General features: G+C 69.2%; 16 protein-coding genes. 11 read left to right on the forward strand and 5 right to left on the reverse strand.

All coding sequences use genetic code 11. The annotated features are described in order from the left end of the window. The first annotated feature begins 104 nt into the window (after positions 1-104). Positions 105-1,499, forward strand: a complete 1,395-nt coding sequence (locus tag ACN0RJ_RS00710; RefSeq protein WP_417723093.1) for a hypothetical protein — start codon at positions 105-107, stop codon at positions 1,497-1,499. A gap of 7 nt (positions 1,500-1,506) precedes the next feature. Next, positions 1,507-2,790, forward strand: a complete 1,284-nt coding sequence (locus ACN0RJ_RS00715) for a glycosyltransferase family 4 protein (RefSeq protein ID WP_417723094.1) — start codon at positions 1,507-1,509, stop codon at positions 2,788-2,790. Here ACN0RJ_RS00715 and ACN0RJ_RS00720 read toward each other — a convergent pair. Then, a complete protein-coding gene (locus ACN0RJ_RS00720) occupies positions 2,787-3,290 on the reverse strand; it encodes a serine O-acetyltransferase (protein ID WP_417723095.1) in 504 nt (167 codons plus the stop codon). The two genes, ACN0RJ_RS00715 and ACN0RJ_RS00720, sit on opposite strands and share 4 nt — an antisense overlap. Before the next feature lie 248 nt (positions 3,291-3,538). On the opposite strand from ACN0RJ_RS00720, the gene ACN0RJ_RS00725 reads away from it, so the two are divergent. The 3 genes from ACN0RJ_RS00725 to ACN0RJ_RS00735 are packed head-to-tail and all read left to right on the forward strand — an operon-like array spanning position 3,539 to position 7,895. After that, entirely contained in the window at positions 3,539-5,569 is a 2,031-nt protein-coding gene (locus ACN0RJ_RS00725) for an acyltransferase family protein (RefSeq protein ID WP_417723096.1), read from the forward strand. Continuing rightward, positions 5,566-7,128: a GMC oxidoreductase gene (locus ACN0RJ_RS00730; protein WP_417723097.1), complete on the forward strand. Its 1,563-nt coding sequence runs from the start codon at positions 5,566-5,568 to the stop codon at positions 7,126-7,128. Before ACN0RJ_RS00725 ends, ACN0RJ_RS00730 begins: the two co-directional genes overlap by 4 nt. Further along, positions 7,125-7,895: an SDR family oxidoreductase gene (locus ACN0RJ_RS00735; protein WP_417723098.1), complete on the forward strand. Its 771-nt coding sequence runs from the start codon at positions 7,125-7,127 to the stop codon at positions 7,893-7,895. Before ACN0RJ_RS00730 ends, ACN0RJ_RS00735 begins: the two co-directional genes overlap by 4 nt. Here ACN0RJ_RS00735 and ACN0RJ_RS00740 read toward each other — a convergent pair. Further along, the gene (locus ACN0RJ_RS00740; protein ID WP_417720665.1) at positions 7,886-8,650 is read right to left on the reverse strand and encodes a WecB/TagA/CpsF family glycosyltransferase; all 765 of its coding nucleotides are present in this window, start codon (positions 8,648-8,650) and stop codon (positions 7,886-7,888) included. The two genes, ACN0RJ_RS00735 and ACN0RJ_RS00740, sit on opposite strands and share 10 nt — an antisense overlap. A 302-nt stretch (positions 8,651-8,952) precedes the next feature. Here ACN0RJ_RS00740 and ACN0RJ_RS00745 point away from each other — a divergent pair, with 302 nt between their 5' ends. The 6 genes from ACN0RJ_RS00745 (at position 8,953) to ACN0RJ_RS00770 (ending at position 17,150) form a co-directional block, all read left to right on the forward strand. Continuing rightward, positions 8,953-10,080 (forward strand): Gfo/Idh/MocA family protein, encoded by a 1,128-nt coding sequence (locus tag ACN0RJ_RS00745; protein ID WP_417723099.1) that lies wholly within the window; start codon positions 8,953-8,955, stop codon positions 10,078-10,080. Next, entirely contained in the window at positions 10,068-11,036 is a 969-nt protein-coding gene (locus ACN0RJ_RS00750) for an NAD-dependent epimerase/dehydratase family protein (RefSeq protein WP_417723100.1), read from the forward strand. The genes ACN0RJ_RS00745 and ACN0RJ_RS00750 overlap by 13 nt, the downstream gene beginning before the upstream one ends. Continuing rightward, on the forward strand, positions 11,033-12,271 hold the full coding sequence (locus ACN0RJ_RS00755) for a glycosyltransferase family 4 protein (protein ID WP_417723101.1): 1,239 nt from the start codon (positions 11,033-11,035) through the stop codon (positions 12,269-12,271). Before ACN0RJ_RS00750 ends, ACN0RJ_RS00755 begins: the two co-directional genes overlap by 4 nt. Then, positions 12,268-13,227, forward strand: a complete 960-nt coding sequence (locus ACN0RJ_RS00760; protein ID WP_417723102.1) for a glycosyltransferase — start codon at positions 12,268-12,270, stop codon at positions 13,225-13,227. The genes ACN0RJ_RS00755 and ACN0RJ_RS00760 overlap by 4 nt, the downstream gene beginning before the upstream one ends. Before the next feature lie 12 nt (positions 13,228-13,239). Then, positions 13,240-15,345: an NAD-dependent epimerase/dehydratase family protein gene (locus tag ACN0RJ_RS00765; protein WP_417723103.1), complete on the forward strand. Its 2,106-nt coding sequence runs from the start codon at positions 13,240-13,242 to the stop codon at positions 15,343-15,345. Positions 15,346-15,575: 230 nt separating this feature from the next. After that, complete coding sequence (locus ACN0RJ_RS00770; protein WP_417723104.1) at positions 15,576-17,150, forward strand: exopolysaccharide biosynthesis protein; 1,575 nt, start codon at positions 15,576-15,578, stop codon at positions 17,148-17,150. A gap of 81 nt (positions 17,151-17,231) precedes the next feature. Here the strand turns inward: ACN0RJ_RS00770 and ACN0RJ_RS00775 are convergent, their stop codons facing one another. The 3 genes from ACN0RJ_RS00775 to ACN0RJ_RS00785 all read right to left on the reverse strand — a co-directional run bounded on the left by ACN0RJ_RS00775 (position 17,232) and on the right by ACN0RJ_RS00785 (position 24,051). Next, on the reverse strand, positions 17,232-18,557 hold the full coding sequence (locus tag ACN0RJ_RS00775; protein ID WP_417723105.1) for a GumC family protein: 1,326 nt from the start codon (positions 18,555-18,557) through the stop codon (positions 17,232-17,234). Positions 18,558-18,773: 216 nt separating this feature from the next. Beyond that, positions 18,774-19,418 (reverse strand): 4'-phosphopantetheinyl transferase family protein, encoded by a 645-nt coding sequence (locus tag ACN0RJ_RS00780; RefSeq protein WP_417723106.1) that lies wholly within the window; start codon positions 19,416-19,418, stop codon positions 18,774-18,776. 4 nt (positions 19,419-19,422) lie between these two features. Further along, positions 19,423-24,051: a MupA/Atu3671 family FMN-dependent luciferase-like monooxygenase gene (locus ACN0RJ_RS00785; protein ID WP_417723107.1), complete on the reverse strand. Its 4,629-nt coding sequence runs from the start codon at positions 24,049-24,051 to the stop codon at positions 19,423-19,425. Positions 24,052-24,055: the final 4 nt, after the last annotated feature.

A 24,055-nucleotide genomic window follows, 5' to 3' on the forward strand; every position in this document is an offset into this window, starting at 1 on the left:
GGAAGAGGCGACATTGCCGGGCGGTCTTGCTAGGATGCGGCCAGTTCGGGGCATGGGGGTGCCTGCGGACTGCCGCGAGCCCAAAGGACTGCGACGCACAGCACATGCCCAACCCTCTTGCCTACCTGATGCTGGCCATCTGGCCGATCGTGACCATTGCGCTGTTCCGGCGCATGGCCCCGGATCGTGCGCTGATCCTGACGGTGATGGTGGGCTACCTGTTCCTGCCCGAGCCGCCGGCGGTCTTCGACCTGCCGCTGTTCCCGCCCTTCACCAAGCACAACCTGCCCGCGCTGACGGCGTTTCTCTACTGCCTCTGGCGCTTCGGCTTCACCGGGTCGCTGCTGCCGCAGTCGCTGACGGGCAAGGTGCTGCTGGTGGCCTTCGTGCTGTCGCCGATCCTGACCGTGGTCAACAACACGGAGCCGGTGTTCTACGGCACCTACGGGCTGCCCGCGCTGGGCATCAAGGACGCGATCGCCCTGCCGATGCAGCAGTTCCTGATGATCCTGCCCTTCCTGATGGCCCGGCAGTTCCTCACCGGGGGCGGCTCCCAGCGGGAATTGCTGGTGGCGCTGATGTGGGGCGGGCTGGTCTATTCGGTGCTGATGCTGATCGAGATCCGCCTGTCGCCGCAGCTCAACCTCTGGACCTACGGCTACTACCAGCATTTCTTCGGCCAGTCGGTGCGCTTCGGCGGCTATCGCCCGGTAGTATTCCTGTATCACGGGCTCTGGGTGGCCTTCTTCACCATGACCGCCTGCGTCGCGGCCTTTGCGCTTTGGCGGCAGGACAGCGAGTCGCACAATATCAAGATCCTCGGGGCGGCGGCCTATCTGACGGTGATCCTGGTGCTGGCGAAATCACTCGGGGCGCTGATCTTTGCCGTGTTGCTGATCCCGGCGGTGCTGCTGTTGACGCGGCTCATGCAGATCAAGGTGGCGATCCTGATCGGCCTTCTGGCGATCGGCTATCCGACGCTGAAGGGCGCGGGGCTGATCCCCGAGCAGCGCCTGCTGCAACAGGCGGCCTCGATCGACCCGGACCGGGCCGCCTCGCTCGAATTCCGCTTCGACAACGAGAACACGCTGATGGAGCGCGCCTCGATCAAGCCGTTCTTCGGCTGGGGAAGCTGGGGGCGGAACCACATCCTCGACCCGGTGTCGGGAATCATCCTCACCGTGACGGACGGGCGCTGGATCATCGCAATCGGCACCTACGGCTGGATCGGCTTCCTGGCCGAGTTCGGGCTGCTGGTCCTGCCGCTGGTGCTGCTCTGGCGCGAGGCGGTCCTCGCGCGCGAGGAAAAGGTGTCGCCCTTCATCGCGCCGCTGTCGCTGATGCTGGCGATCAACGTCTTCGACATGATCCCCAACGCCACCATCACCCCGCTGACCTGGCTGCTGGCCGGGATGCTGACCGGCTATGCCGAGGCGCTGAAATCCGAACGGCTGAAACGCGGAAATTCCCACGCGCTCGGCTGGCAATCCGTGATGTGAGACCGTGATGCGTGAACGACCCCGAGTCCTGGCCATTGCCGAGGCGGCCAATCCCGAATGGGTGAGCGTGCCCCTGGTGGGCTGGTCGCTGGCCAGCGCCCTGCGCGAGGTGGCCGAGGTGCATATCGTGACGCAGATCCGCAACCGCGACGCCTTTCTGCGGGCCGGGATGACCGAGGGGCGGGATTTCACCGCCATCGATTCGGAAACCTTCGCCCGCCCGATGTGGAAGCTGGCCGAGCGGCTGCGCATGGGCGAGGGCAAGGGCTGGACCATGGTGCAGGCGATCAACGCCCTGAGCTATCCGTGGTTCGAACGGCTGGTCCGCCGCCGCTTCGGCGCGGCCATCGCGCGCGGCGACTACGACGTGGTGCACCGGATCACGCCGCTGTCGCCGACCATCTCGTCCTCGCTGGCCGGGGTCTGCGCACGTGCGGGGGTGCCCTTCGTGCTGGGCCCGCTCAACGGCGGGGTGCCCTGGCCCGCCGGGTTCGACACCGAGCGGCGGCAGGAACGCGAATGGCTGAGCTACCTGCGGTCGGCCTACAAGGTGCTGCCGGGGCGCGACGCGACGCTGTGCCATGCCGCGGCGATCCTTGTCGGGTCGCGCCATACGGAGGGCGAGATTCCCTCCCGATTCCGGGAAAAGACCATCTACCTGCCGGAGAACGGCATAGATCCCGCGCGGTTCAACCGCATCGCCGCGCCGGAGGGCGATGTGCTGCGCGCCTGTTTCGTCGGGCGGCTGGTGCCCTACAAGGGGCCCGACATGCTGCTGACCGCCGCGGCGGACCTGCTGCGCGACGGGCGCATGACGCTCGACTTGATCGGGGACGGTCCGATGATGCCGGCGCTGCGCGCGCAGGCCGAAACGCTCGGCATCGCGGGGGCGGTGACCTTTCACGGCTGGAAGGAGCACCGCGAGGTGCAGGACATCCTGGCGGGCTGCCACCTGCTGTCCTTCCCCTCGATCCGCGAATTCGGCGGTGGCGTGGTGCTGGAGGCGATGGCGCTGGGCGTGGTGCCGCTGATCGTCGACTACGCCGGACCGGGAGAGCTGGTGATCCCCGGCGTCGGCCTCAAGGTGCCCTGCGGCACGCGGGAGGAGATCGTTTCCAGCTTTGCGACAATTCTGGAGCGGGCAGCGGACTGTCCGCGCGACCTGGCTCCGATGGCACTGGCGGCGCGCGAGAGGGTCGCCAGCCATTTCACCTGGGCGCGCAAGGCGGAACAGGTGGCCGGGGTCTATGCCTGGCTGCGCGACGGCGGCGACCGGCCGGACTGGTTCTAGCCCCGAGGCGCGTTGGTCGAGATGATCCGCGCCGGGATGCCGGCGACCGTGACCCCGGAGGGCACATCCGCGGTGACGACCGCGTTGGCACCGATCACCACGTGGTCGCCGATGGTCACGGGGCCGATGATCTTGGCCCCCGCGCCGACATCGACATGCCCGCCGAGCGTGACGCCTTCGGTAATGGTAACCTGCTGGAATATCATGCAGTTCACGCCGATCACCGTCCCGGGATGAACGATGATCCCGGTCGGGTGGGTCAGCCGCAGCCCGCCGCCGATGCGGGTGTTGAGGTGCAGTTCGCTCTGGCACAGCACCGACCAGACATGGTGATCGAGCACCCAGACCTTCGAGACGATCCGCCCCCAAAGCCCGCCGCGGGCGCGGGCGGCCTGGTAGCGGCGCACGGCGCGGATCAGCTTGGGGCCGGGGTCCCAGAAGCGGCGCACCTCTTCGCGCGACAGGTCCGGAACCTCGGCGGACACCCCGGAAACCTGCATCTGTCTTCCCCGCCATTCCATCAGAGCTGCCAATGACTTGGAATATTTTCAGGTTCCGGGGGCGGGTCAAGCAGAGAAGCAACACTTTGCAGAGGTTTTGCCCCCAGACTTGCCCCCGCGCTTGCAGCCCTGCGACCGGCGCGGCTACTGTGGCGATCGTGCGCACGGGGGCGTGGCGCGGATTTGAAACGACAAGATGGTTGGCTTGATGCCCGCAGACGCCCTGTTTCCCCAAGACGGCCCGGCCCATGCATGAGCCCGGCGCGCCCTCGCTGCCCTATCGCAGCGACATCGACGGCCTGCGCTCGATCGCGGTCCTCTCGGTCGTGCTGTACCATTTCGGGATGCCCGGACTGGCGGGCGGCTTTACCGGGGTGGACATCTTCTTCGTCATCTCGGGCTTTCTGATCGGCGGCATTCTCTGGCGCGAATACGAAACCGCCGGGCGAATCCGGCTGAGCCATTTCTATATCCGGCGGTTCCGCCGCCTCGCCCCGGCGTTCTTTGCCATGGCGGTGGTGACGACGCTGTTCGCCTGGGCGCTGCTGCTGCCCTTCGAATTCCGCGAATACGGCAAGACGCTGATCGCGGCGACGGTGTACCTGTCCAACGTGCTGTTCTTCCGCCAGTCGGGCTATTTCGACACCGGGGCCGAGGACAAGCCGCTGCTGCACACCTGGTCGCTCGCGGTGGAGGAACAGTTCTACATCTTCCTGCCGCTGTTCATCCTGCTGCTGTCGCGCCGCCGCACGGTGCTGCTCGTGGCGCTGGTCGGGGTCTGGGCGGCCTCGCTCGCGGCCTGCATCGGCCTGACGCCGTCGCAGCCGACCGCGACCTTCTACCTGTTCCCGTTCCGCGCCTGGGAATTGCTCTCGGGCGTGCTCTTGGCGATCTGGGGGATCGAGACCGGCCGCCGCTGGCGCGGCTACGCCGGGCTGAGCTGGATCGGCCTGGGCCTCGTGGCGGTGTCGATCCTGTTCATCCCCGCCGGACCGCATTTCCCCGGGCTCTACGCGATCCTGCCGGTGCTCGGCACGGTGTTGCTGCTGGCCAACGGCACCGGGCGCAACCCGGTGAACCGGCTGCTGTCGGCGCCGGTGCCGGTGTTCTTCGGACGGATTTCCTATTCGCTCTACCTCTGGCACTGGCCGGTGCTGACGCTGTCGCTCTACCTGCGGGGCGGCTATGCCAACGCGGCGGAGGCGGTGGCCTGGATGGCCGTGTCGGTCGGCCTGGCCTGGCTGTCCTGGCGCCTGATCGAAAGCCCGATGCGACGCGCCCGGCTGCCGGGGTGGGTGTTCCTCGGCGGGACGGTCGCGGCCTCCGGCGCGATGCTGGCCGTGGGCGGATGGCTCTATCTCAAGGACGGGCTGCCCGACCGCTTCGGCCCCGAGGCGCGGCCCCATATCGCCGCCTCCGCCGATTTCCTGCAGGACTGGAGCCGGTGCCGCACCCCCTCCGAAGGGCCGCTGATGGGGCTGGAGGTCTGCTCCGTCGGTCCGGACGGGCCGCCGCAGGTGCTTGTCTGGGGCGACAGCCACGTGCGCGCCTTCAAGGAGGGCATCGACCTTGCCGCGCACGAGGCGGGGGTTCCCGGCCTGCTGATCTGGCGGGCGGGCTGCATGCCGCTGTTCGATCTGCGCAAGGTCGAAAGCTCTGCCACGGAGGCGCAGGACACCGCATGCACCCAGGCGAACCTGCAGATCAAGCAGAGCTTCGGCAGGTTGCCGTCGATGAACAAGGTGCTGCTGGTCGGACGCTGGACCTACTACGCCAACGGCACCGGCATCGGGCTGGACGAGGACAACCGCATCGCCGTGCACCCGACGACCCGGCCGCCGGTGATCGGGGAACGGCAGTCCGACGTGGTGGCGGATGCGGCGCGGGCAACCGTGGCCGACCTTCTGACCTGGTTCGACGAGGTTATCGTCCTGCGCCAGCCGCCGGAGATCGCGACCTATGACAGCCGGGTCGCCGCGCGCGAGGCGGCGCATGCGGGCTGGCCGCTGGCAAAGACGCCGGTCACCCGCGCCGACATCCCCCGTGCCGCGCTGGCCCAGCGCATCCTGCCCGCCGAGGCGCCCTGGCGCGCGATGGCCGAGGACGGAGCGATCACCCTGATCGACACCTGGCCGCGGATCTGCGACGACACCGCCTGCCATGCGCTGATCGACGGGACGGGCTACTATTTCGACAACAACCACCTGACCAACAGCGCCGCGCTGGCGATGCGGGATCTCTTCGCGCCGCTCTTCGTGACGGACGGGGCCGGATCGTGACCCATCCCGCCCTGGAGGCCGATCACGATGTCATCGTGATCGGCACGGGCATCGGCGGCGGAACGGTCGGGCGCGCCCTGGCCGAGGGCGGGATGCGGGTGCTCTTTCTGGAACAGGGGCCCGCCGGGTTCCGGCAGGAGCGCAACGGCCTGTCCGAGATCTTTGTCCCCGAGGGCCGCGCCGCGCGCGGGCTCTGGCCCCGGCCGCTGCACGCGACGATAGACGGCCGCGAGAGCGTGACCTATGCGCCGCTCGGGGCCGGTGTCGGTGGCTCGTCGGTGTTCTATGCCGGAACACTCGAACGGCCGGAGCGTCATGACCTCGACGAGACCGGCGACCGGCCCCACCCCACGGGCGGCTGGCCCGTAGGCTTCGACGCGATGCGCCCGTGGTACGACCGCGCGGCGGAGATGTATCACATCCACGGCACCCCCGATCCGCTGTCGCCCGAAGCGCCGATGAGGCTGCAGCCGCCGCCCGCCTTCAACGCCACGGAACAGGCGCTGGTCCGCGCCTTCGAGGCGCGCGGCCTGCATCCCTACCACGCCCATACGGCGATCCGGCGGCTGGACGGCTGCCTGAACTGCCTCGGGGTCAAATGCCCGCGCGCCTGCAAGATGGACGGACGATCCGCGGGGATCGAACCCGCGCTCGCGACCGGGCGGGCCGCGCTGGTGGACCGCGCCGAGGTGCTGCGCCTGATCGGAGCGACCTCGGTCGAGGGGGTGGAGATCCGCCACGACGGGCAGACCCGGGTGCTGCGCGCGCCGCGCGTGGTGCTGGCGGGCGGGGCGTTCGGCTCGGCTCGGCTGCTGCTGCGCTCGCGGGGCGAGGCCTGGCCGGAGGGTGCAGCCAACGGTTCCGGGCTGGTCGGGCGCAACCTGATGTTCCATCTCAACGAGATGTTCGCGCTCTGGCCACCGCGCGGCACCCCGGACGACGGCGCGACCAAGGCCGTGTCGCTGCGCGATCTCTACCACGCCGGGGGCGCCCGGCTGGGCACGGTGCAGGCCATGGGAATCCGCGCCTCCTACGGCGAGATCGTGCATTATCTGAACCGGATGCTCGCCGCCTCTGCCTGGAGCCGCGTGCCGGGGCTGCGCCAGATGACGCGGGTTCCGGCCGCGCTCGCCGCGCAGCTTTTCGGCCATGCGCAGATCTTCGTCGGCCTGCTCGAGGACATGCCCTATCCCGGCAACCGGGTTCTCTGGGACCCGGCGGAGCCCGACCGGCTGGCGATGACCTACGATCTGCATCCCGAACTGCTGGAGCGCCGCCGCCTGTTCCGCCGCGCCATCGCGCGCGCCTTCCGGGGGCAGCGGCGGGTGTTCCTGGGCATGGGGCCGGAGCTGAACCTCGGCCACCCGAGCGGGACGCTGCGCTTCGGCAGCGATCCGAAGACCTCCGTTCTCGACCCCGGCTGCCGGGCGCATGATCTGCGCAACCTGTGGGTGGCGGATTCGTCGTTCATGCCGACCTCGATGGGCGTGAACCCCAGCCTGACCATCGCCGCCAACGCACTGCGCGTCGCGAACGGCATCCTGACGGAGATACGATGATGCACCTTGCCCCCTCCGACGGAGTCGCCATCGTGACCGGCGCGGGCTCAGGCCTCGGGCGGGCGCTGGCGGTGGAACTGGTCGCGCGCGGCTTCACCGTCGCCGGGATCGGCCGCCGGGCCGACGCGCTCGACGGGACCGCGGAGCAGGCCGGATCGGCCTTCCACGCCTTTGCCGCCGACATCGCCGATCCTGCGCAGGTGGCCGGGACATTCTCCCGGATCCGGGAATCGCTGGGTCCGGTCGCCCTGCTCATCAACAATGCGGCGGTCTATCCGCGCCGGGATTTCCTTGACGAAACGGCCGCTGCCTACATGCATACCGTCGCGATCAACCTCGGCGGGACGGTGGCCTGCACGCGGGCGGCGCTGGAGGATATGTGCCGGACCGGGCGGGGGCGGATCCTCAACGTCGCGACCTTTGCCGACATCGCGCCCCTGCCCGCCTCGTCGGCCTATTCGGTGTCCAAGGGCGCGGCGCGCATCTTTACCCGGGCGCTGATCGCCGATCTCGGCGACCGCTTCCCCGGCATCGTCATCGGCGACTGGATGCCCGGCATGCTGAAGACCGGGATGGGCATTCCGGACGGAGTCGCGCCCGAGGTGTCGGCCCGCTGGGGCGTCGCGCTGGCGCTGGACATGGCGCCGGATCTCACCGGCGCGGTGTTCGAGATGGACACCGAAGTGCTGCCTCCGCGCGGGCTCAAGGGCCGCGTGAAGGACCTTGTCCTGATGCGGCGCAGGACGCCGCGGCGGCTTCAGACCTGAGAGGACCGGAACCGCAGCAGCGCCGCCTTGAGGATCTGACCGGGAAGAATCGCCAGACAGCGGGCATAGCGCGGCGCAAGGCGGCGCGGGCTGGTCGCAGCCCGCCAAAGCCATTCCAGCGCATAGCGGCGTGCCCAGAGCGGGGCGCGGTTCTGGGTTCCGGCAAAGAAGTCGAGCCCGGCGCCGATGCAGGCAAACCCGATGGTCGGGGCACCGCGCCGCCCGGCCGCCGCGAGGATTTCCTGCTTGGGCGCGCTGAGCGCGAGAAAGCACAGGCCGGCCCCCGACGCGTTCAGCCTTTCGAAGAGCTCGGTCGCCTGCGGACCTTCGGGATCGAAGCCCATCGGCGGGGCGATGGTGCAGACCACGTGCAGATCCCGGATTTCACGTTCCAGAAAACTCCGCGCCCCGGCGAGCGCCTGCTCCGTGCTTCCGACGAGGGCGATTCCCACCCCCAGATCTGCGGCGATTCGGGCCAGCGGCAGAATTGCGTCGGATCCCGGGATCAATTGCACGGGACGACGGGCCAGACGCGACATCCAGACGATCGGATTGCCGTCGGCGACGACGAAATCCTGCGCCAGGTACGCGCGCCGGAAGGCCGCGGACCCCCGTAATTTCACGAGATGATCAAGGTTTATGGTCGCCAGCGCGAATCCCTGACGCTGGGCCAATCTTTCGGTCACGCGAGCCTGCAAAGCCGCCCAGGTGGGGACATTGACAGCAATTCGCGCTCCGCAAATGGTGAATTCCATTCCGGCAGCATTCCTCTCGGCCCCCGCGAACTTTATAGCGCATTTTTTCTGCAAAAACAGCATGGACGGAGTCACTTTGTCGAAACAACGTGTCCGGAATGACGCAGGGTCACCGCAATTCGGCCATGAACAGCATGTTGGAACGGGGTTCATGCTGCAATGCCGAATTATGGTCAAATTTATCTGCTCAACCGGAGATGTCCGCATCGACCCGGATTCGCGAATAGGAAAATGATGCCCCGACCCTTCAGCCCCGCCGCCCGCGGGTCCGCCCCCTGCGGGACCGGCCCGGGAGACGCCCGATGACGGCGCGAATCGCCCTGCTGGGATGCGGTTTCGTCGCGGATCTCTACATGCGGTCGCTTGCCGCGATGACCGGGATCGAGGTCGTCGGCGTCTATGACCGCGACGCGGACCGGCTGGACCGGTTCTGTGCCCACTGGTCGCTGCCGCGCAAGGACTCGCTGACGCAGTTCCTGGCCGAAGTGCCGCCCGGCGGGCTGGTGCTGAACCTCACCAATCCCGGCGCGCATTTCGAGCTGAACCGCGCCTGCCTGGAGGCCGGGCACCACGTCTATTCGGAAAAGCCGCTGGCGACGGATCTCGCCGATGCGAAGCTGCTGCACGCCCTGGCCGAGACGCGCGGGCTGATGCTGGCCTCGGCGCCCTGCTCGGTGCTGGGAGAGGCGGCGCAGACCCTCGGCCACGCGCTGCGCCGCGAGGTGGCCGGCACGCCGCGCGCGATCTACGCGGAGCTGGACGACGGCTTCATCCCGCAGGCCGCCTATGACAAGTGGCTGAGCGAGACCGGCGCGCCCTGGCCCTACGAGGACGAATTCCGCACCGGCTGCACGCTGGAACACGCGGGCTACTACCTCGCCTGGCTGATCTCGTGGTTCGGGCCGGTGCGCCGGGTGGTCGCGGCCTCGGCCGAGGTGCTGCCGGACAAGACCGGCGCCGGAGCGATGGCCCCGGATCTCTCGGTGGCGATGCTGTTCTTCGAGAACGGGCCGGTGACGCGGCTGACCTGTTCCATCATCGCCCCGCACGATCATTCGATCCGCATCATCGGCGACAGGGGCGTGCTGCGCTGCGGGGCGGCCTGGGACAACGCGGCCAAGGTGACCTTTGCCAAGCGCATGACGATTCGCCGCCGGCTGATGGAATCGCCGTTTCCGCGCCGGGTCAGGCTGGACAAGGCGACGCATCCCAAGGTGAAACGCTGGGGCGCTGCGGCGATGAACTTCATGCTCGGCCCGGCCGAGATGCTGGAGGCGATCGCCGCGGGCCGCCCGTCGCGTCTGTCGAACGATTTCGCGCTGCACCTGACCGAAGTGACGCTGGCGATCCAGAACGCGGGCGAAACCTCTGGGGCGCAGGCCATGACGACCCGCTGCGAGGCGATGGAGCCGATGCCATGGGCGCGCTAGGGCGACTCCTCATCACCGGGGCGGGCGGGTTCATCGGCCGCGCCACCGTCGCCGCCGCCCGAGCGCGGGGTATCGAGGTGGTCGCCGTCGCGCGCCGCAGCGTTGCGCCCGGCTGGGCCGAGGATGACGGGATCGAGGTGCTGCGCGCCGACCTGTCCGATCCGGCCTGCGTCAACGCGCTGTCCGGCGCGATGCGCGGCTGCGGCGCGGTGATCCACGCCGCAGCGCATCTGGGCGGGGACGACGCGGCGCTGCGGGCCGATACGCTGCTCGCCACGTCGCACCTGCTCGACGCGCTGCCTCCGGAGATGCGGCTGGTGTTGGTCAGTTCCATTGCCGTCTACGACACGATGGCGCTGTCGCCCGGCGACGTGCTGGACGAAGACGCGCCGCTCAACACTCCGGCGGGCGCGCAGGACGGATATTCCCGCGCGAAGCTGGCGCAGGAGGGGCTGTGCGCCGCGCGCGGCGGGCCGCTCTGGATGATGCGGCCGGGCGCGGTCTACGGGCCGGGGCGAAGCTGGCACGCGCTGAACGGCTTCTGGGCCGGGCCGCTGCTGGTGCGGATCGAATCGGACGGGGCGCTGCCGCTGTGCCACGTGGATCATCTGGGCCGGTCGCTGGTGTCCGCCGCGATGACCGACCCGGGCGGGGTGCGGGTCGTGAACGTGGTCGATGACGACCTGCCGACGCGGGCCCGGTTCTGCGCCGACCATCGCCGCCTGACCGGCTGGCCCAAGGCGATGCTGCCGGTGCCCTACGGCGCCTGGCTGGGCGTCACGCGGGCACTTCGGCCGATTTCGGGAAAACTTCCCGGCCTTCTGCGCGAACCCGTGCTGCGCGCGAGGATGATGCCGCTGAGCTATCCCAACCACGCATTGCGGGAGGCGCTCGGCGGACGGGACGATGCGCCCTTCTCCGAGATGCTGGCGCGTTCGGTGGAGGGGGCGGCATGAGCCTTCCGAAACTCGCCTACCTGACCGGGGAATATCCCCGCGCCTCGGACACCTTCATCCAGCGCGAGGTCGCGGCGCTGCGGGCGCTCGGCCACGAGGTGCTGACCTGCTCGATCCGCACCACCGGGCCCGAGCACCTGGTCGGCCCGGAGCAGCGCGCCGAACATGCGCGCACGTTCAAGGTTCTGGAAGCGGTGAAATCGCCGCTGCGGCTGATGCGCGCCCACCTGCGCTGGATGAAGCGGCCCGCACGCTACGGCGCCGCGCTGAAGCTGGCCTGGCAGACGGCGCCCAAGGGGCTGCGCGGGCGGCTCTACAACCTGATCTATTTCGCCGAGGCCGGGGTGCTTGCGGCGCATCTCGCCGACGAGGGGGTCGGCCACCTGCACAACCACATCGCCAAGGCGTCCTGCACCGTGGCGATGCTGGCCAGCGCGCTGTCGGGGATTCCCTACAGTTTCACCATCCACGGCCCGGACATCTTTTTCGAACCGCATCACTGGCGGATCGACGAAAAGGCGGCGCGGGCCAGTTTCGTCGCCTGCATCAGCGATTTCTGCCGCTCTCAGCTCATGTGTTTCGCGGCCGCCTCGCATTGGGAGCGGTTCCACATCATCCATTGCGGCATCGACCCCGCCCGGTATGCCCCGCCGGACCATGCCGCCAAGCGGCTGCTGTTCGTCGGGCGCCTGGCCGGGGTGAAGGGCGTGCCGATCCTGCTCGACGCGGTGGACGCGCTGCGCGGGCGCCACCCGGATCTGCGCCTGACCCTGATCGGGGACGGGCCGGACCGCGCGGCGCTGGAATCCCGCGCCGCCGGGTCGGGCGACCACGTGCGCTTTCTCGGCTACCGCAGCCAGGACGAGGTGGCCGAGGCCCTGCGCGACACCGATGTCTTTGTGCTGCCCAGCTTTGCCGAAGGTGTGCCGGTCGTGCTGATGGAGGCGATGGCGGCGGGGCTGCCGGTGGTCACGACCCGGATCGCCGGGGTGCCGGAACTGGTCCATCATGGCGAAACCGGCCTGCTGGTCGCCCCCGGCGATGCCGCCGCGCTGACCGGAGCGCTGGACCGGCTGCTGTCGGACCCCGCGGAACGCGCCGCCATGGGCGCGGCGGGCCGGGCCATCGTCGCCGCCGACTTCGACATCCGCAAGGAGGCCGCCCGCCTGTCGCGGCTGTTCACCACCTACGGCAACGGCGGTCCGCGCCCCCCGAAGCGCGAGGAGCAGGCATGACCGCGGTCGATGTGGTGCTGATCGGGCGCAACGAAGGGGCGCGGCTGGTGGCGGCGCTGGACTCGGTCCGCGGCCGGGCGCGGCAGGTGGTCTATGTCGACAGCGGCTCGACCGACGGCAGCGTCGCGGCGGCAGAGGCCGCGGGCGCGCTGGTCGTGCCGCTCGACATGACGACGCCCTTCACCGCCGCGCGCGCCCGCAACGCCGGGTTCGCGGCGCTGAGCGACCCGCAGTATGTCATGTTCGTCGACGGCGACTGCATGCTGGTGGCCGGGTTCCTCGACCGGGCGCGGGCGCATCTCGACGCGCATCCCGAGCTGGCGATGGTCACGGGCTGGCGCTCGGAGATCCACCGGGATGCCAGCCTTTACAACCAGTTGACCGATTTCGAATGGCGCCGCCCGGCGGGGCCGATCCTGGCCTGCGGCGGCGACATGATGGTGCGCGCCGAGGCGTTTTCCGCCGTCTCGGGCTTTGACCCCACGGTGATCGCCGCCGAGGATGACGAATTCTGCACCCGCCTGCACAAGGCGGGTTGGGGGCTCGAACGCATCCCGGAGGAGATGACCCGCCACGATGCCGACATGCACAGCTTCGGCCAGTGGTGGACCCGCGCCGTGCGCACGGGTCACGGCTTTGCCCAGGTCGGTCACCTGCATCCCGAATATTTCCGCAAGGAGCGCAAGCGCGTGCTGGTCTACGGACTGGCCCTGCCGCTGGTCATTCTGGCCGGTGCGCCGGTCCACTGGTCGCTGCCGCTGCTCGGGCTGACCGCCTATGCGCTGAACTACCTGCGCACCGCGCGCGGGCTCGAAGGCGAAGGCCTGCCCCGCGCCGAAGCCCTGCGCCATTCCGTCCTGCTGACGTTATCGAAATTTCCGAACCTCATCGGCATGGTCACCTACCGGGTCCGCCATGCCCGCCGCGCCCAGATGCGCATCATCGAGTACAAATAAGGGGCCATTTCCATGTCCAACCCCATCCGTGTCGGCCTGATCGGGGCCGGCTACATCGCGACCTGGCACGCCGACGCGCTGCGCGCCACGCCGGACGCCACCCTTGCCGCGATCTGCGACGTGTCGGAAGCCGCCGCGACGGGCATGGCCGAAGCCTACGGGACAAGGGCCTTCACCTCGGTCGAGGCGCTGATCGAGAGCGGCACCTGCGACGCGGTGCACATCCTCACCCCGCCGCATCTGCACCACGACCTGGCGATCCGCTGCCTCGAGGCCGGGCTGCACGTGCTGGTGGAAAAGCCCGTGGCCGAAAGCGCGCGACAGACCCGCGCCATTGCCGCCGCCGCCGAGGCCGCCGGCAAGCGGTTCAGCGCCGGGCACAATTTCCTCGGGCTGCCGTCCTATATCCGCCTGAAGGAGATGATGGCCGAGGGCGACCTAGGGCGGGTTTCGGCCGCCGAGATCTGCTGGGCGCTGCCGCTGGCCCCGCTGCGCTCGGGGCCCTACAACCTGTGGCTGCTGCGCGAACCGAAGAACCTGCTGCTGGAGCTCGGTCCGCACCTTGTGGCCTTCGCGGTCGATCTGTTCGGCAAGCCGACGATCCTGCACGCCGAATCCGCCATGCCCGTCGCGCTTCCGGGAGACGATCCGCGCCCGCAATCCTTCCGCATCCTCGCGCAGGCCGGAGACGTGCGGATCACCTTCGTCATCTCGCTGGTCGAGACGATCGACGACCGTTCGGTCACGCTGCGGGGCTCGTCCGCGCGGGCCAGGCTCGACTTTGCCTCGGACGTGTTGACGGTCGAGCGGGACAACACCTCGGATCTGGTGGTGAACCCGCTGAAGCGGCAGCTCGGGCTGAGCTGGCAGCACCTGCGCGAAGGGCTGCGCAATGCCGCCGTACAGGCCGGATCGCTGAACCAGAAGGGGCCCTATGCGCTCAGCTTCCGGGGCATGGATGCGGCGCTTTACGGCGGGCTTGTCCATGGCCGATGCCCTGATGCGCGCTTCTCGGGGCAGAGTGCCGTGACCGTGATGCAGGCCATCGACGACGCCATCGCCCTGCTCCCGCCCGAGGTGCTGGCGACCGCCGCGCCCGCCGTGCGGACCCGCGACACCCGGCCCACGGCAATGGTCATCGGCGGCACCGGCTTCATCGGACGGGCGCTGACGCGGCGGCTGGTGGCCGACGGGCATGACGTCCGGGTGCTGTCCCGCGGCCGTCACGGACCGTTTCCCGACCTGCCCGACCAGGTGGAGACCGTCGGCGTGTCGCTGCGCGATCTCGACGCCCTGACCGAGTCGATGAAGGGCATCGACGTGGTCTTCAACCTCGCGAAATCCATGGACAAGACCTGGGCAGATGCGCTGGTCAACGATGTCGGCGTCGCCACCCGCATCGGCATGGCCTGCGAAAAGGCCGGGGTGCGGCGGCTGGTGTACACCGGCACCATCGCCAGCTACGACATGTCCGATCCCGGCAAGACCATCACCGAAAGCACGCCCTTCCCCGAGGACATGAGCGACCGCAACATGTATGCGCGCTCGAAGGCGGAATGCGAACGCCAGCTGATGAAGCTGCACCGGGAACGCGGCCTGCCGCTGACCATCGCCCGTCCCGGCATCGTGGTCGGCCCCGGCGGCCCGCTGCAGCACTGGGGAATCGGGCGCTGGCACGGTGCGGGCGCGGTGCGGATCTGGGGCCACGGGACCAACATCCTGCCCTTCGTGCTGATCGACGACGTGGCCGACGGGCTGATCCGCATGGCCGCCCGGACCGCCGCCATCGGGCAGAATTTCAACCTGGTCGGGGAACCGATGCTGTCGGCCCGCGACTACTTCGACGCCATCCACGAGGCGCTCGGGGCGCGGATCCGGGTCAAGGCGGGCAACCTTCATGCCTTCTATGCCTCGGACGCGGTGAAATACGGGCTGAAGAAATATGCACTGCGCAAGCGCGGTCTGGTGCGCCCCTCGCTCGCCGACTGGAAGAGCCGGGCGCATTTCTCGCCCTTCGACAACCGCCGCGCCAAGGAGGTTCTGGAATGGCAGCCCGAAGCCGACCGCGCCGCCTTTGTCCGCAAGGGAATCACCGAGGCGAACCTGTTCGGTTTCTGACTTGTGATGCCGAAGTGTGAACAATCCCCGCGTTCCGGCCTTATTCCTGCCCGACTCCTCTGGTTAAACGGGATCGAGGTAAACGAGCGACGAGACGCCGCGCCCGAAAGGGCGCCCATGACAGGCAGGCCGATGCGAGCGAATGGTAAAATGGTGTATGCCGGGTGCACCCGCGGGGGTTTCCGCGGGGCCCGGGCGCGTGTCGTCAGCCCGGTGCCGGGAGCATGACCATGATGGATCGCCGAAAATTCCGACGCAGGAACCGTCCGGAAGAGACGGCCCATCCCGCCGAGGACGGTCAGGACGCCCGGATCGACCCGCTTGAAACCCGCGAAGACCGTCTCGCCCGCCGCCGCCGCGAGGCGGAGGAGATCGCCGCGCAAGACGCCGAGGAAGAGCGCCGCCTGAACGAGGCCGTCGCACGCGCCGAGGCGCAGAAACGCGAAGCGGCGCGGCTGGCCGAGGCCGCCGCGCAGGCCGAGGAATTGGCACGGCAGGAAGCGCTCCGGAAGGAAGAGCTTGCCGAGCAGCGCCGCCGCGCCGTCGCCGCCAGGGCCGCCATCGAACGCGCGCGCGAGGACGAGGCCCGCAAGGCCGAGGAAGCCCGCCGCGTCGAGGAAGCGCGCAGGGTTCTGGAAGCCCGCCGCGCCGAGGCCGCCCGCAAGGCGGAAGAGTCCCGCATGCGTGAAGCGGCGGAACGGGCGGAAGCCGCGCGCATCGCCGAAGAGGACCGCAGGGCGGAAGCTGCCCGCAAGGCCGAAGAGACCCGGCGCCGTGAGGAGGCGCAGAAGGCCGAAGCCGCGCGCAAGGCTGAAGAGGCGCGCAAGGCGGATGCTGCCCGCAAGGCCGAAGAGGCCCGGCGCCACGAGGAGGCGCAGAAGGCCGAAGCCGCGCGCAAGGCTGAAGAGGCGCGCAAGGCGGACGCTGACCGCAAGGCCGAGGAGGCACGCAAGGCCGGGGAAGACGCCGCACGGCGCGAGGCGGCGGAGCGGGCTGCGCGGCGCGCGGCGGCACGGCCGGCGCAGGCACCGCTGCGGCTCGAAACGCCCGTCGCGCCGACCGCCGCGCCTGAGCAGCGGGCGCTGTCCTGGGGCGAACTGCCGTCTTTCACCGTCGATGCACGGCACCTCGACCGCAACCGGATCGTCACGGCCAGCCGCCAGGACCCGGCCCATGCCGCCTTCGACATCCTGCGCACGCGCCTGCTTCAGGCACTGTCCGAAAACGGCTGGACGCGCGTGGCCGTGACCTCGCCCACCAAGGATTGCGGCAAGACCTTTACCGCCGCGAACCTTGCCATCAGCCTGTCGCGGCAGGAAAATTGCCGGACGCTGCTGCTCGATTGCGACCTGCGGCGGCCGACGCTGCACAAGGTCATGGGTGTGCGCAATCCCGGTTCCATGGGGGACATGCTGCGCGGGATCATCCGTCCCGAAGACCACCTGATGCGCATGGGCGAGAACGACATTCACGCCGGCCGCAACATCGCCTTCGGCTTCAACGGCGCGGTCGAACCCTATGCCGCGGAACTGCTTCAGGATCCCCGGACCGAGGACACGCTCGACGCGCTGCAGGAGCGGCTCAAACCGGACGTGATGCTCTTCGATCTGCCGCCCGCGCTGTATTACGACGATGTCATCGCCTTCCGCGCGCGATTCGACGGCGTGCTTCTGGTGATCGGCGGCGGGCTCACGACCGACAAGGAAGTGCGCGAGGTCGAACGCCGCATGGGCACCACCACGCCGCTGCTGGGCACGGTCCTGAACAAGGCCGAAGGCACCACGCTGCGCAAGTATTCCTACTGATCCGGGCCCCCTGCCCCGGACAGGCAAAACCCCCGGCCGATATCCTCGGCCGGGGGTTTTGCAGTGTCGCGCGGGGTGCTGTCAGGTCTGGGCCGCGCGCGGCAGGACCCGCTCGATCAGCGACTGCCATGGGATCATCCCGCCACCGAAGCGGAGTACCGCCCAGATCGCGGCACCGAGCGCGACCAGCATCGCGAGAAGCCCGAGCCCCCGGCGGCGGCGCTCGCCGCGGGACTGCACGTAGGGCACGGCGACGACCGGCTGCATGCCGAGCATCCGCTCCATCTGGTCGGCGCTGCGGATCACCGGGTTCAGCATCTCGACGATGAAGGCAAGCGCGAAGCCGGCGATGATGCTCGCCACGCCACCCATGATCGCCAGCTTGCGGCGCGATTGGGAGGCGGGAACCTCGGGAACCAGCGCGGTTTCGAGCACTTCGAAGCGGTCGCTCTGCTGGCGGTCTTCCAGCGCCTGCCCCATCTCGGCCTCTGCCTTGCGACGGGTGATGACGCTGTACTGGTCCTGAAGCTGGGTCAGCTCGCGCTCGAGCCCGGACAGCGCACGTTCGATTTCGGGCGACTGGCGGATGGTTTCCTCGAGGCTGGCGATACGCTCTTCGACCAGCGACTTCTGCTCGGACAGCAGGGCGATCTGGCGTTCGAGAACCCCCTCGCGCTGACGGGCGGAGTTGGTCTGGAGCGCCACGATCTCGCGGTCGAGCTCAAGCACCGTATCCTCGAGCGTGGCCTGCTGGTCGCGCAGGGAGGAGACACCGGCGGGCAGGCCGTCGGCATTGGCGGTCTTGAACTCGGCGATGCGCAGGGCCATCGCCTCGATATCTGCGGCAACGCGGGCCTCTTCCTCTTCGAAGAAACCGAGCGCCTCGCGGGCGCGGTCGGCGCCGCGGGTGCGGGACTGTTCGATGACCGTGTACATCAGCTCGTTCGCGACATCGGCGGCCTTTTGCGGATCGTTCAGCGTGACCGTGATCATCAGGCCCGACGGCGCTTCGGGCGCGGCGCCGAAGTTCTGCGGATTGGCCTTGATCTCCTGAATGCGGGCGGCTTCGCGCATCATGAACACCCGCTGGTTCAGCGTCACGTCCGGCAGATCCATGAAAAGGTTGTGTTTTTCCATGATCTTGGCGAGATTGTCGCGCGACATCATCCGCTGCTCGATCAGCCGAACCCGACGCGAGGCATCCTCGGTCGGGGCGGTGCCACCGGCGGTGCTTTCGCGAACGCGGGCATCCTCGATCTGCACGACGGCGGTCGCTTCGTAGACCTTGACCTGGCGGAGCGCGAAGAACACCGAAACGGCGCACCCTGCCGCGATCACGAACAGGATAAGACCGACCCGGCGACGCAGGGCGGCAAAGATCTCGTCAATCGACTGGAACTGGTTCAACTGTCATGCTCCCGCAAAGTGGCCCCCAATGCGTTCGAAAAGCGGCGCGAGGATCCCGATCGGGTCCGGTTGCGTCGCCTTCATGACACAATTTAGCCAGATTGCCCCATTCTTGCCATTCTTTTCCCGGCGCAAAACGGAAACAGACCGTCCCGATATTCGGGATCGGGAACACATTTTCGACATATTTCCAGATGTTTGACCGAGAGGCGGCAGTCAGGTCGGCAGGGCGCAGAGCGACAGGATGATGCCGTCGACGACCCATTGCGTCAGGGGAAGCCGCGCGCCCCTGCCGAGGCCGATGTCCACGACCATGCGCAGTTCGCCCCCGGCAAGGTCCGCGCGCATGGCATCAAAGCCGAACAGCGTTCGGGTGAGCGGATACTGCGCCTTGTAAGCCGCTTCCTTGGCGCTGAAAATCCGTTTGCCTGCAAGCTCTTGGGGGAGGTCGCAGGTGGCCAGTTCGTCCCGTTCCGCAATTTCGGGGAGAAGGTCGGTCTGAAGCGGCGTGTCGGCTTCGAGATCGATGCCGAGCGCGCGCCACTGCGCCGCGCGTCCCACCACGGCAAGGCACAGGCCCTCGGTATGGGTGATGCTGCCGACCACGCCGTCGGGCCAGCGCGGGGCGCGATCCGGCATCGGCGGAATGGCGGCGGGGGGCAGCCCGATCCGGGCCATGGCCTCGCGCGCCGCAAGCCGTCCGCCGATGAACTCCGCGCGGCGGGCGGGCACGGCACGGGCGACGAGGGCGCGTTCCTCGGGAAACAGGCGCCCCGGCGAGGTGACCGGGCCGGAGACGGCCCAGCCCAGCCCGGCGGGGAGATCCTGCGGCAGAAGGGCCTGCAGTTGCGCCGGGGTCATCCCGTCACGCGCTGCGGCGGGCCCGCATGGCGCGGCGGCGGGACATGGCATCGGTCCGGGCCTGCGCGCGGTCGTTCGCGGCGGGGTCCGGCGCGGTCTCTGCCGGGGCCGCGTTTGCGGCCGGGGCCGGCTCCACCAGCGCAGAGACGCGGGCGGTCAGATCCTCGAGCACCGGGAACCGGAAGATGTCGGTGATGGACAGGCCCTTCGCGCCAAGCTCGTCGCGGATCGAGCGATGCGCCTGCACCGCCAGAAGCGAATGCCCGCCGAGGTCGAAGAAGTTGTCCCGGCCTGAGATATCCGCGACGCCGAGCACGGTCGTCCAGATTCCGGCGATCTGCTTCTGCAGCGCCGCGCCGGCCTGCCCGCTGCGGGCGGGCCCGGCCACGGGGGCCGCGGAGGGCGCAGGCGTCGGAGCGGGTTTCGGCGCCGCGACGCGGCGGGCCGCAGGCGCGGGAAGGGCGTTGCGGTCGACCTTCTTGTTCGGTGTCAGCGGAAAGGCGTCGAGCCGCATCATGTGCGTCGGCACCATGAAGGCGGGCAGATTCGCCCCCATCGCGGCCTTCATCGCCGCCTCGTCCACGGGGGCGTCCGAGGTATAGTAGCCGACAAGCCGGATGTCGCCCGGCTGATCCTCGCGCGCCGAGACGACGGCCTGGGTGATGCCCGGCTGCGCTTCCATCGCGGCCTCGATCTCGCCCAGTTCGATGCGGAAACCGCGCAACTTGACCTGATGGTCGACGCGGCCGATGAAGTCGATCCGGCCGTCGATGCGGCGGCGCACGAGGTCGCCGGTACGGTACATGCGCCCGCCGTGGAACGGGTTCGGCACGAAACGCTCGGCGGTCAGCTCCTCGCGGCCCCAATAGCCGCGGGTCACGCCTTCGCCGCCGATCCAGAGCTCGCCCGGGTCGCCGATGCCGACCGGCTGCTGCGCCTCGTCCAGAACGTAGAGCTGCTGGTTGACCAGCGGCAAGCCGATGTTGACCACGCCGTCGGTCCCCTTGGCCGGTTCGACCGAAGACCAGATCGTCGTTTCGGTGGGCCCGTACATGTTGGTGATCGTGGCGTCGGTGATGCGGCCGAATTCCTGCACCAGCGCGCCGGGCAGCGGTTCGCCCCCGAGGAACAGGTGCCGTACCCGCGACAGGGCAAAGCGCGCCTCGTCGTTCATCGCGATCATGCGGGCCATGGAGGGCGTGCATTGCAGATGCGTCACGTCATGGCGCAGGATCTGCGCGGCGATCGAGAAATCGTCCGCCTCCGGCTCCGGCGCGACATTGCTCCGCCTGACGACCTGCGCCAACGGTTTAAGCCCGTCGAGCACCTGTTCGCGCGGAATGCCGTAGTCGATCAGGCAGGCGATTTCCCCCACGCCGATGCGCTTCAGTTCCTCGGTGCGGGCAAGGGCATCCTCGACGTTGCCGAACAGGCCGCTGTCGTTGAAATACCGCTCGAAGGCGAAATCCAGGATCGCTTCGAGATCCTCCGGCGTGAGGATGTCGAGGTCGAGCTGGAAGGGGTTGTTCACCCCCTGCGGGCGTTTGAACGCGGGGAAGGCCCAGGCGTATTGCTTGATGAGACCGGCGGCCGAGCGCAGGTAATCCTTCATCGGTTCGCGGGCCACTTCGCGGGCGTGATCGCGGGTGTCCGCGAGGAAGGTGTGCAGCATCAGCGTGACGGTGAACGCCTTCGGATCGTGCCCGGCCTCGCGCAGCGCCTCGTGATAGAGGCGGATCTTGTCCGCGACCTCGTCGATGGACTGACCGAGCAGGTGCGTCAGCACGTTGCAGCCGAGCTTGCCCGCTTCCTTCCAGGTCTCCGGGTTGCCGGCGGTCGTGACCCAGACCGGCAGTTCGGTCGACACCGGGCGCGGCTGTGTCACCACCTCGTGCATCGTGCCGTCGGCCTTCGGGAAGGCGACGGGGGTGCCGCGCCACATGTCCCGGATCAGAGAAATATTCTCGATCATTGCCACCTTGTTCTGCGGCGGCGTGTTTTCCGGGCGCAGGACGAAATCGTCGGGCTGCCAGCCGGAGGCTATGGCAAGCCCGGTGCGCCCGTTGGTGAGGTTGTCGATGACGGCCCATTCCTCGGCGATGCGTGCCGGATGGTGCAGCGGCGCCACCACGGACCCGGCGCGCACGGCGATGTTGCGGGTCACCGCCGCGACGGCGGCGCCGGTCACCGAGGGGTTCGGATAGGGGCCGCCGAAGGCGTGGAAGTGCCGCTCCGGCGTCCAGACCGCGACAAAGCCGTTGTCGTCGGCGAACCGCGCACCGTCGAGCAGCAGCCCGTACTTGTCGCGCCCGACACCGTCGTCATTGCCCCAGTAATACAGCGAAAAGTCCATGCCGTGATCCGACAGCGGCATCGCCCCCCCGGAGATCATCCCGCGATCCTCGTCCGAGGTCAGCACCACGGTGAAGCCGCGCGCGGTGGTCCAGAACAGCTCGAGAACCGAAATGTCGAAGCTGAGCGAGGTGACGGCCAGCCAGGTGCCCGCCGGATCGTGCGGCACGTGGCGGTCCATGCCCTCGTAGAAATTCAGCACATTGCGGTGTTCGATCATCACCCCCTTGGGCGTGCCGGTCGAACCGCTGGTGTAGATCAGGTAGGCGAGATCGTCAGGCGCGCTCGTCTCTTGCAGGCGCGTCGCCGGCGCCTGCGAAAGGCGCGGGTCCGCGTCGATCACCAGAAGCTGCGCGGCGTGCGGCGGGAGCGTGTCCTTCAGCCCGGACTGGGTGACGATCACCGGCGCGCCGCTGTCGGCGATGTAGTGTCGCAGACGGTCCGCCGGATAGGCGGGATCGAGCGGCAGATAGGCCCCGCCCGCCTTGAGGATTCCCAGCGCGCCGACCATCAGGTCGACCGACCGCCGCGTGCAGAGACCGACGACCGTGCCGGGTGCCACGCCCATGCCGCGCAGCACCTGCGCGGTCCGGTTGGCGCGCGCATCGAGGTCGGCATAGCTGAGGCTCTGCCCCTCGAACACCAGCGCGACGGCTTCGGGCGTGCGGGCCACCTGCGCCTCGAACGCGGCGTGCATGGTCAGGCTCCGGTCGTGATCCCGGGTGGTGTCGTTCCACTGGTCGAGCACCATCGCGCGCTCGGCCCCGCTGATGCGGGGCAGGGTCGCGACGGCACTGTCCGCCTGCGCCGTCGCCGCCAGCAGTTCCAGCCGCGCGGCGAGCAGTTCGGCCTGCTCCGGCGCGATGCGGCCGCTGTCGTGATAGAGCGTCGCGCCCTGGTCGAGATCGACGGTCAGCACGGTGCCGGGAATGAATCCCGCGCCATGGGACAGGCCGATATGCGGCACCTGCGGCGCCCCTGACAGCGCGGGTTCGCGGGCGGGCAGATCCGTCGCGAAGCCCTTGCGCCTCTGCACCTCCTCCAGCGCCTCGGCGGTGGTCCGCGCGGTCTCGGCCATCGTGGCGCCGGGCGTGACGCGCAGCGGCGCCCAAGGGGCGATCAGCCCGCCCCCGGCACGCGCGGCCATCCCGGCGTCGGCATAGGCGAGATCGGCATGTTCCGGGTCGAGCCGCGCCGCCCAGATCGCGACGAGGGTGGCGGCATCGACGGTATCGCCGAGCGTCAGCGGACGCGCGGCGATCTCGCCCGGTGTCTTGCCGAGGCCCCCGAGCTCGAGCGGGGACAGCCCGGCCAGCCGCTTGCGCCAGAAGTTTTCGTGCGGGGCAACGGCACGGATCGCGCTGTCGATGGCGGCGCGCTCTTCGGCGGTCGGCAGGTCCAGCGACTGCCCCGCCTTGCCGATCAGGGCCACCGGCGCCGGCGCGCCGCAGGGCTGTGCGAAATGGCCCAGCCGCACCGCGCCCGTGCCGCAGGCGACGGTCAGGTGATCGTCTGTCGCGTCGAGGATCTGCCCCGGCGTGCCCTGCCCGTCGACCGCGCGGGCCGAGCCGACCAGCCGGATCCGCCCGTCCGAGCGCACTTTCGCGGCAGAGAGCGGGTTGGCATAGCCGCCGTGATCCAGCGCGCGGCAAAGGCGTTCGACCTCGGACGCGGGCCGGGTGAAATCTAGCAGACCGTGCCCGGAGGGACGATCCGCCAGCGCGTGATAACTGCGCAGGGACAGGTCCTGCGGCACCCGGACGAGCCCGGATTCGAGCTGGCCGAGAAGCTCTCCGAAGCTGTCCATCGCGGCCTCGTAGGCCTTGGTATTGAGGGTCAGCGCAGTATCGGCAGAGGAGACGTCGAACCCGCGCGAGACGAGGATGTCGCCCTCGTCCACGCCGCCTTCGATCATGTGCCAGGTGATGCCGTGGCGGGTTTCCCCCTCGATCAGCGCCCAGACCGGCGCGTTGAGGCCCGCGTGACGCGGCAGCGGGCCGTCATGGAAATTGACCGCGCCCCCGGTGGGCAGGGCCAGCACGTCGGCGGGAATCATGTCGAGATTGGCGATGGACAGCAGCCAGTCGAAGCCGCCGGGCAGACGCGCGGCAAGATCCCGGCCCGGCGCGACGACGCTCAGGCCGCGCCCTTCGGCCCAGCCCGCGATGTCGGGGTTTCGGGTCACGACCGCGCGGATCGCGTGCCCCGCATCCAGCAGCTTTTCGCTGCACTGGACGAGGAGGGATTCGTTGCCGATGACGACGCTGGAAAACCTGGCCATGTGC

Source organism: Salipiger sp. (genome assembly GCF_048261495.1).
In the GTDB taxonomy this organism is placed as follows: Bacteria; Pseudomonadota; Alphaproteobacteria; order Rhodobacterales; family Rhodobacteraceae; genus Salipiger.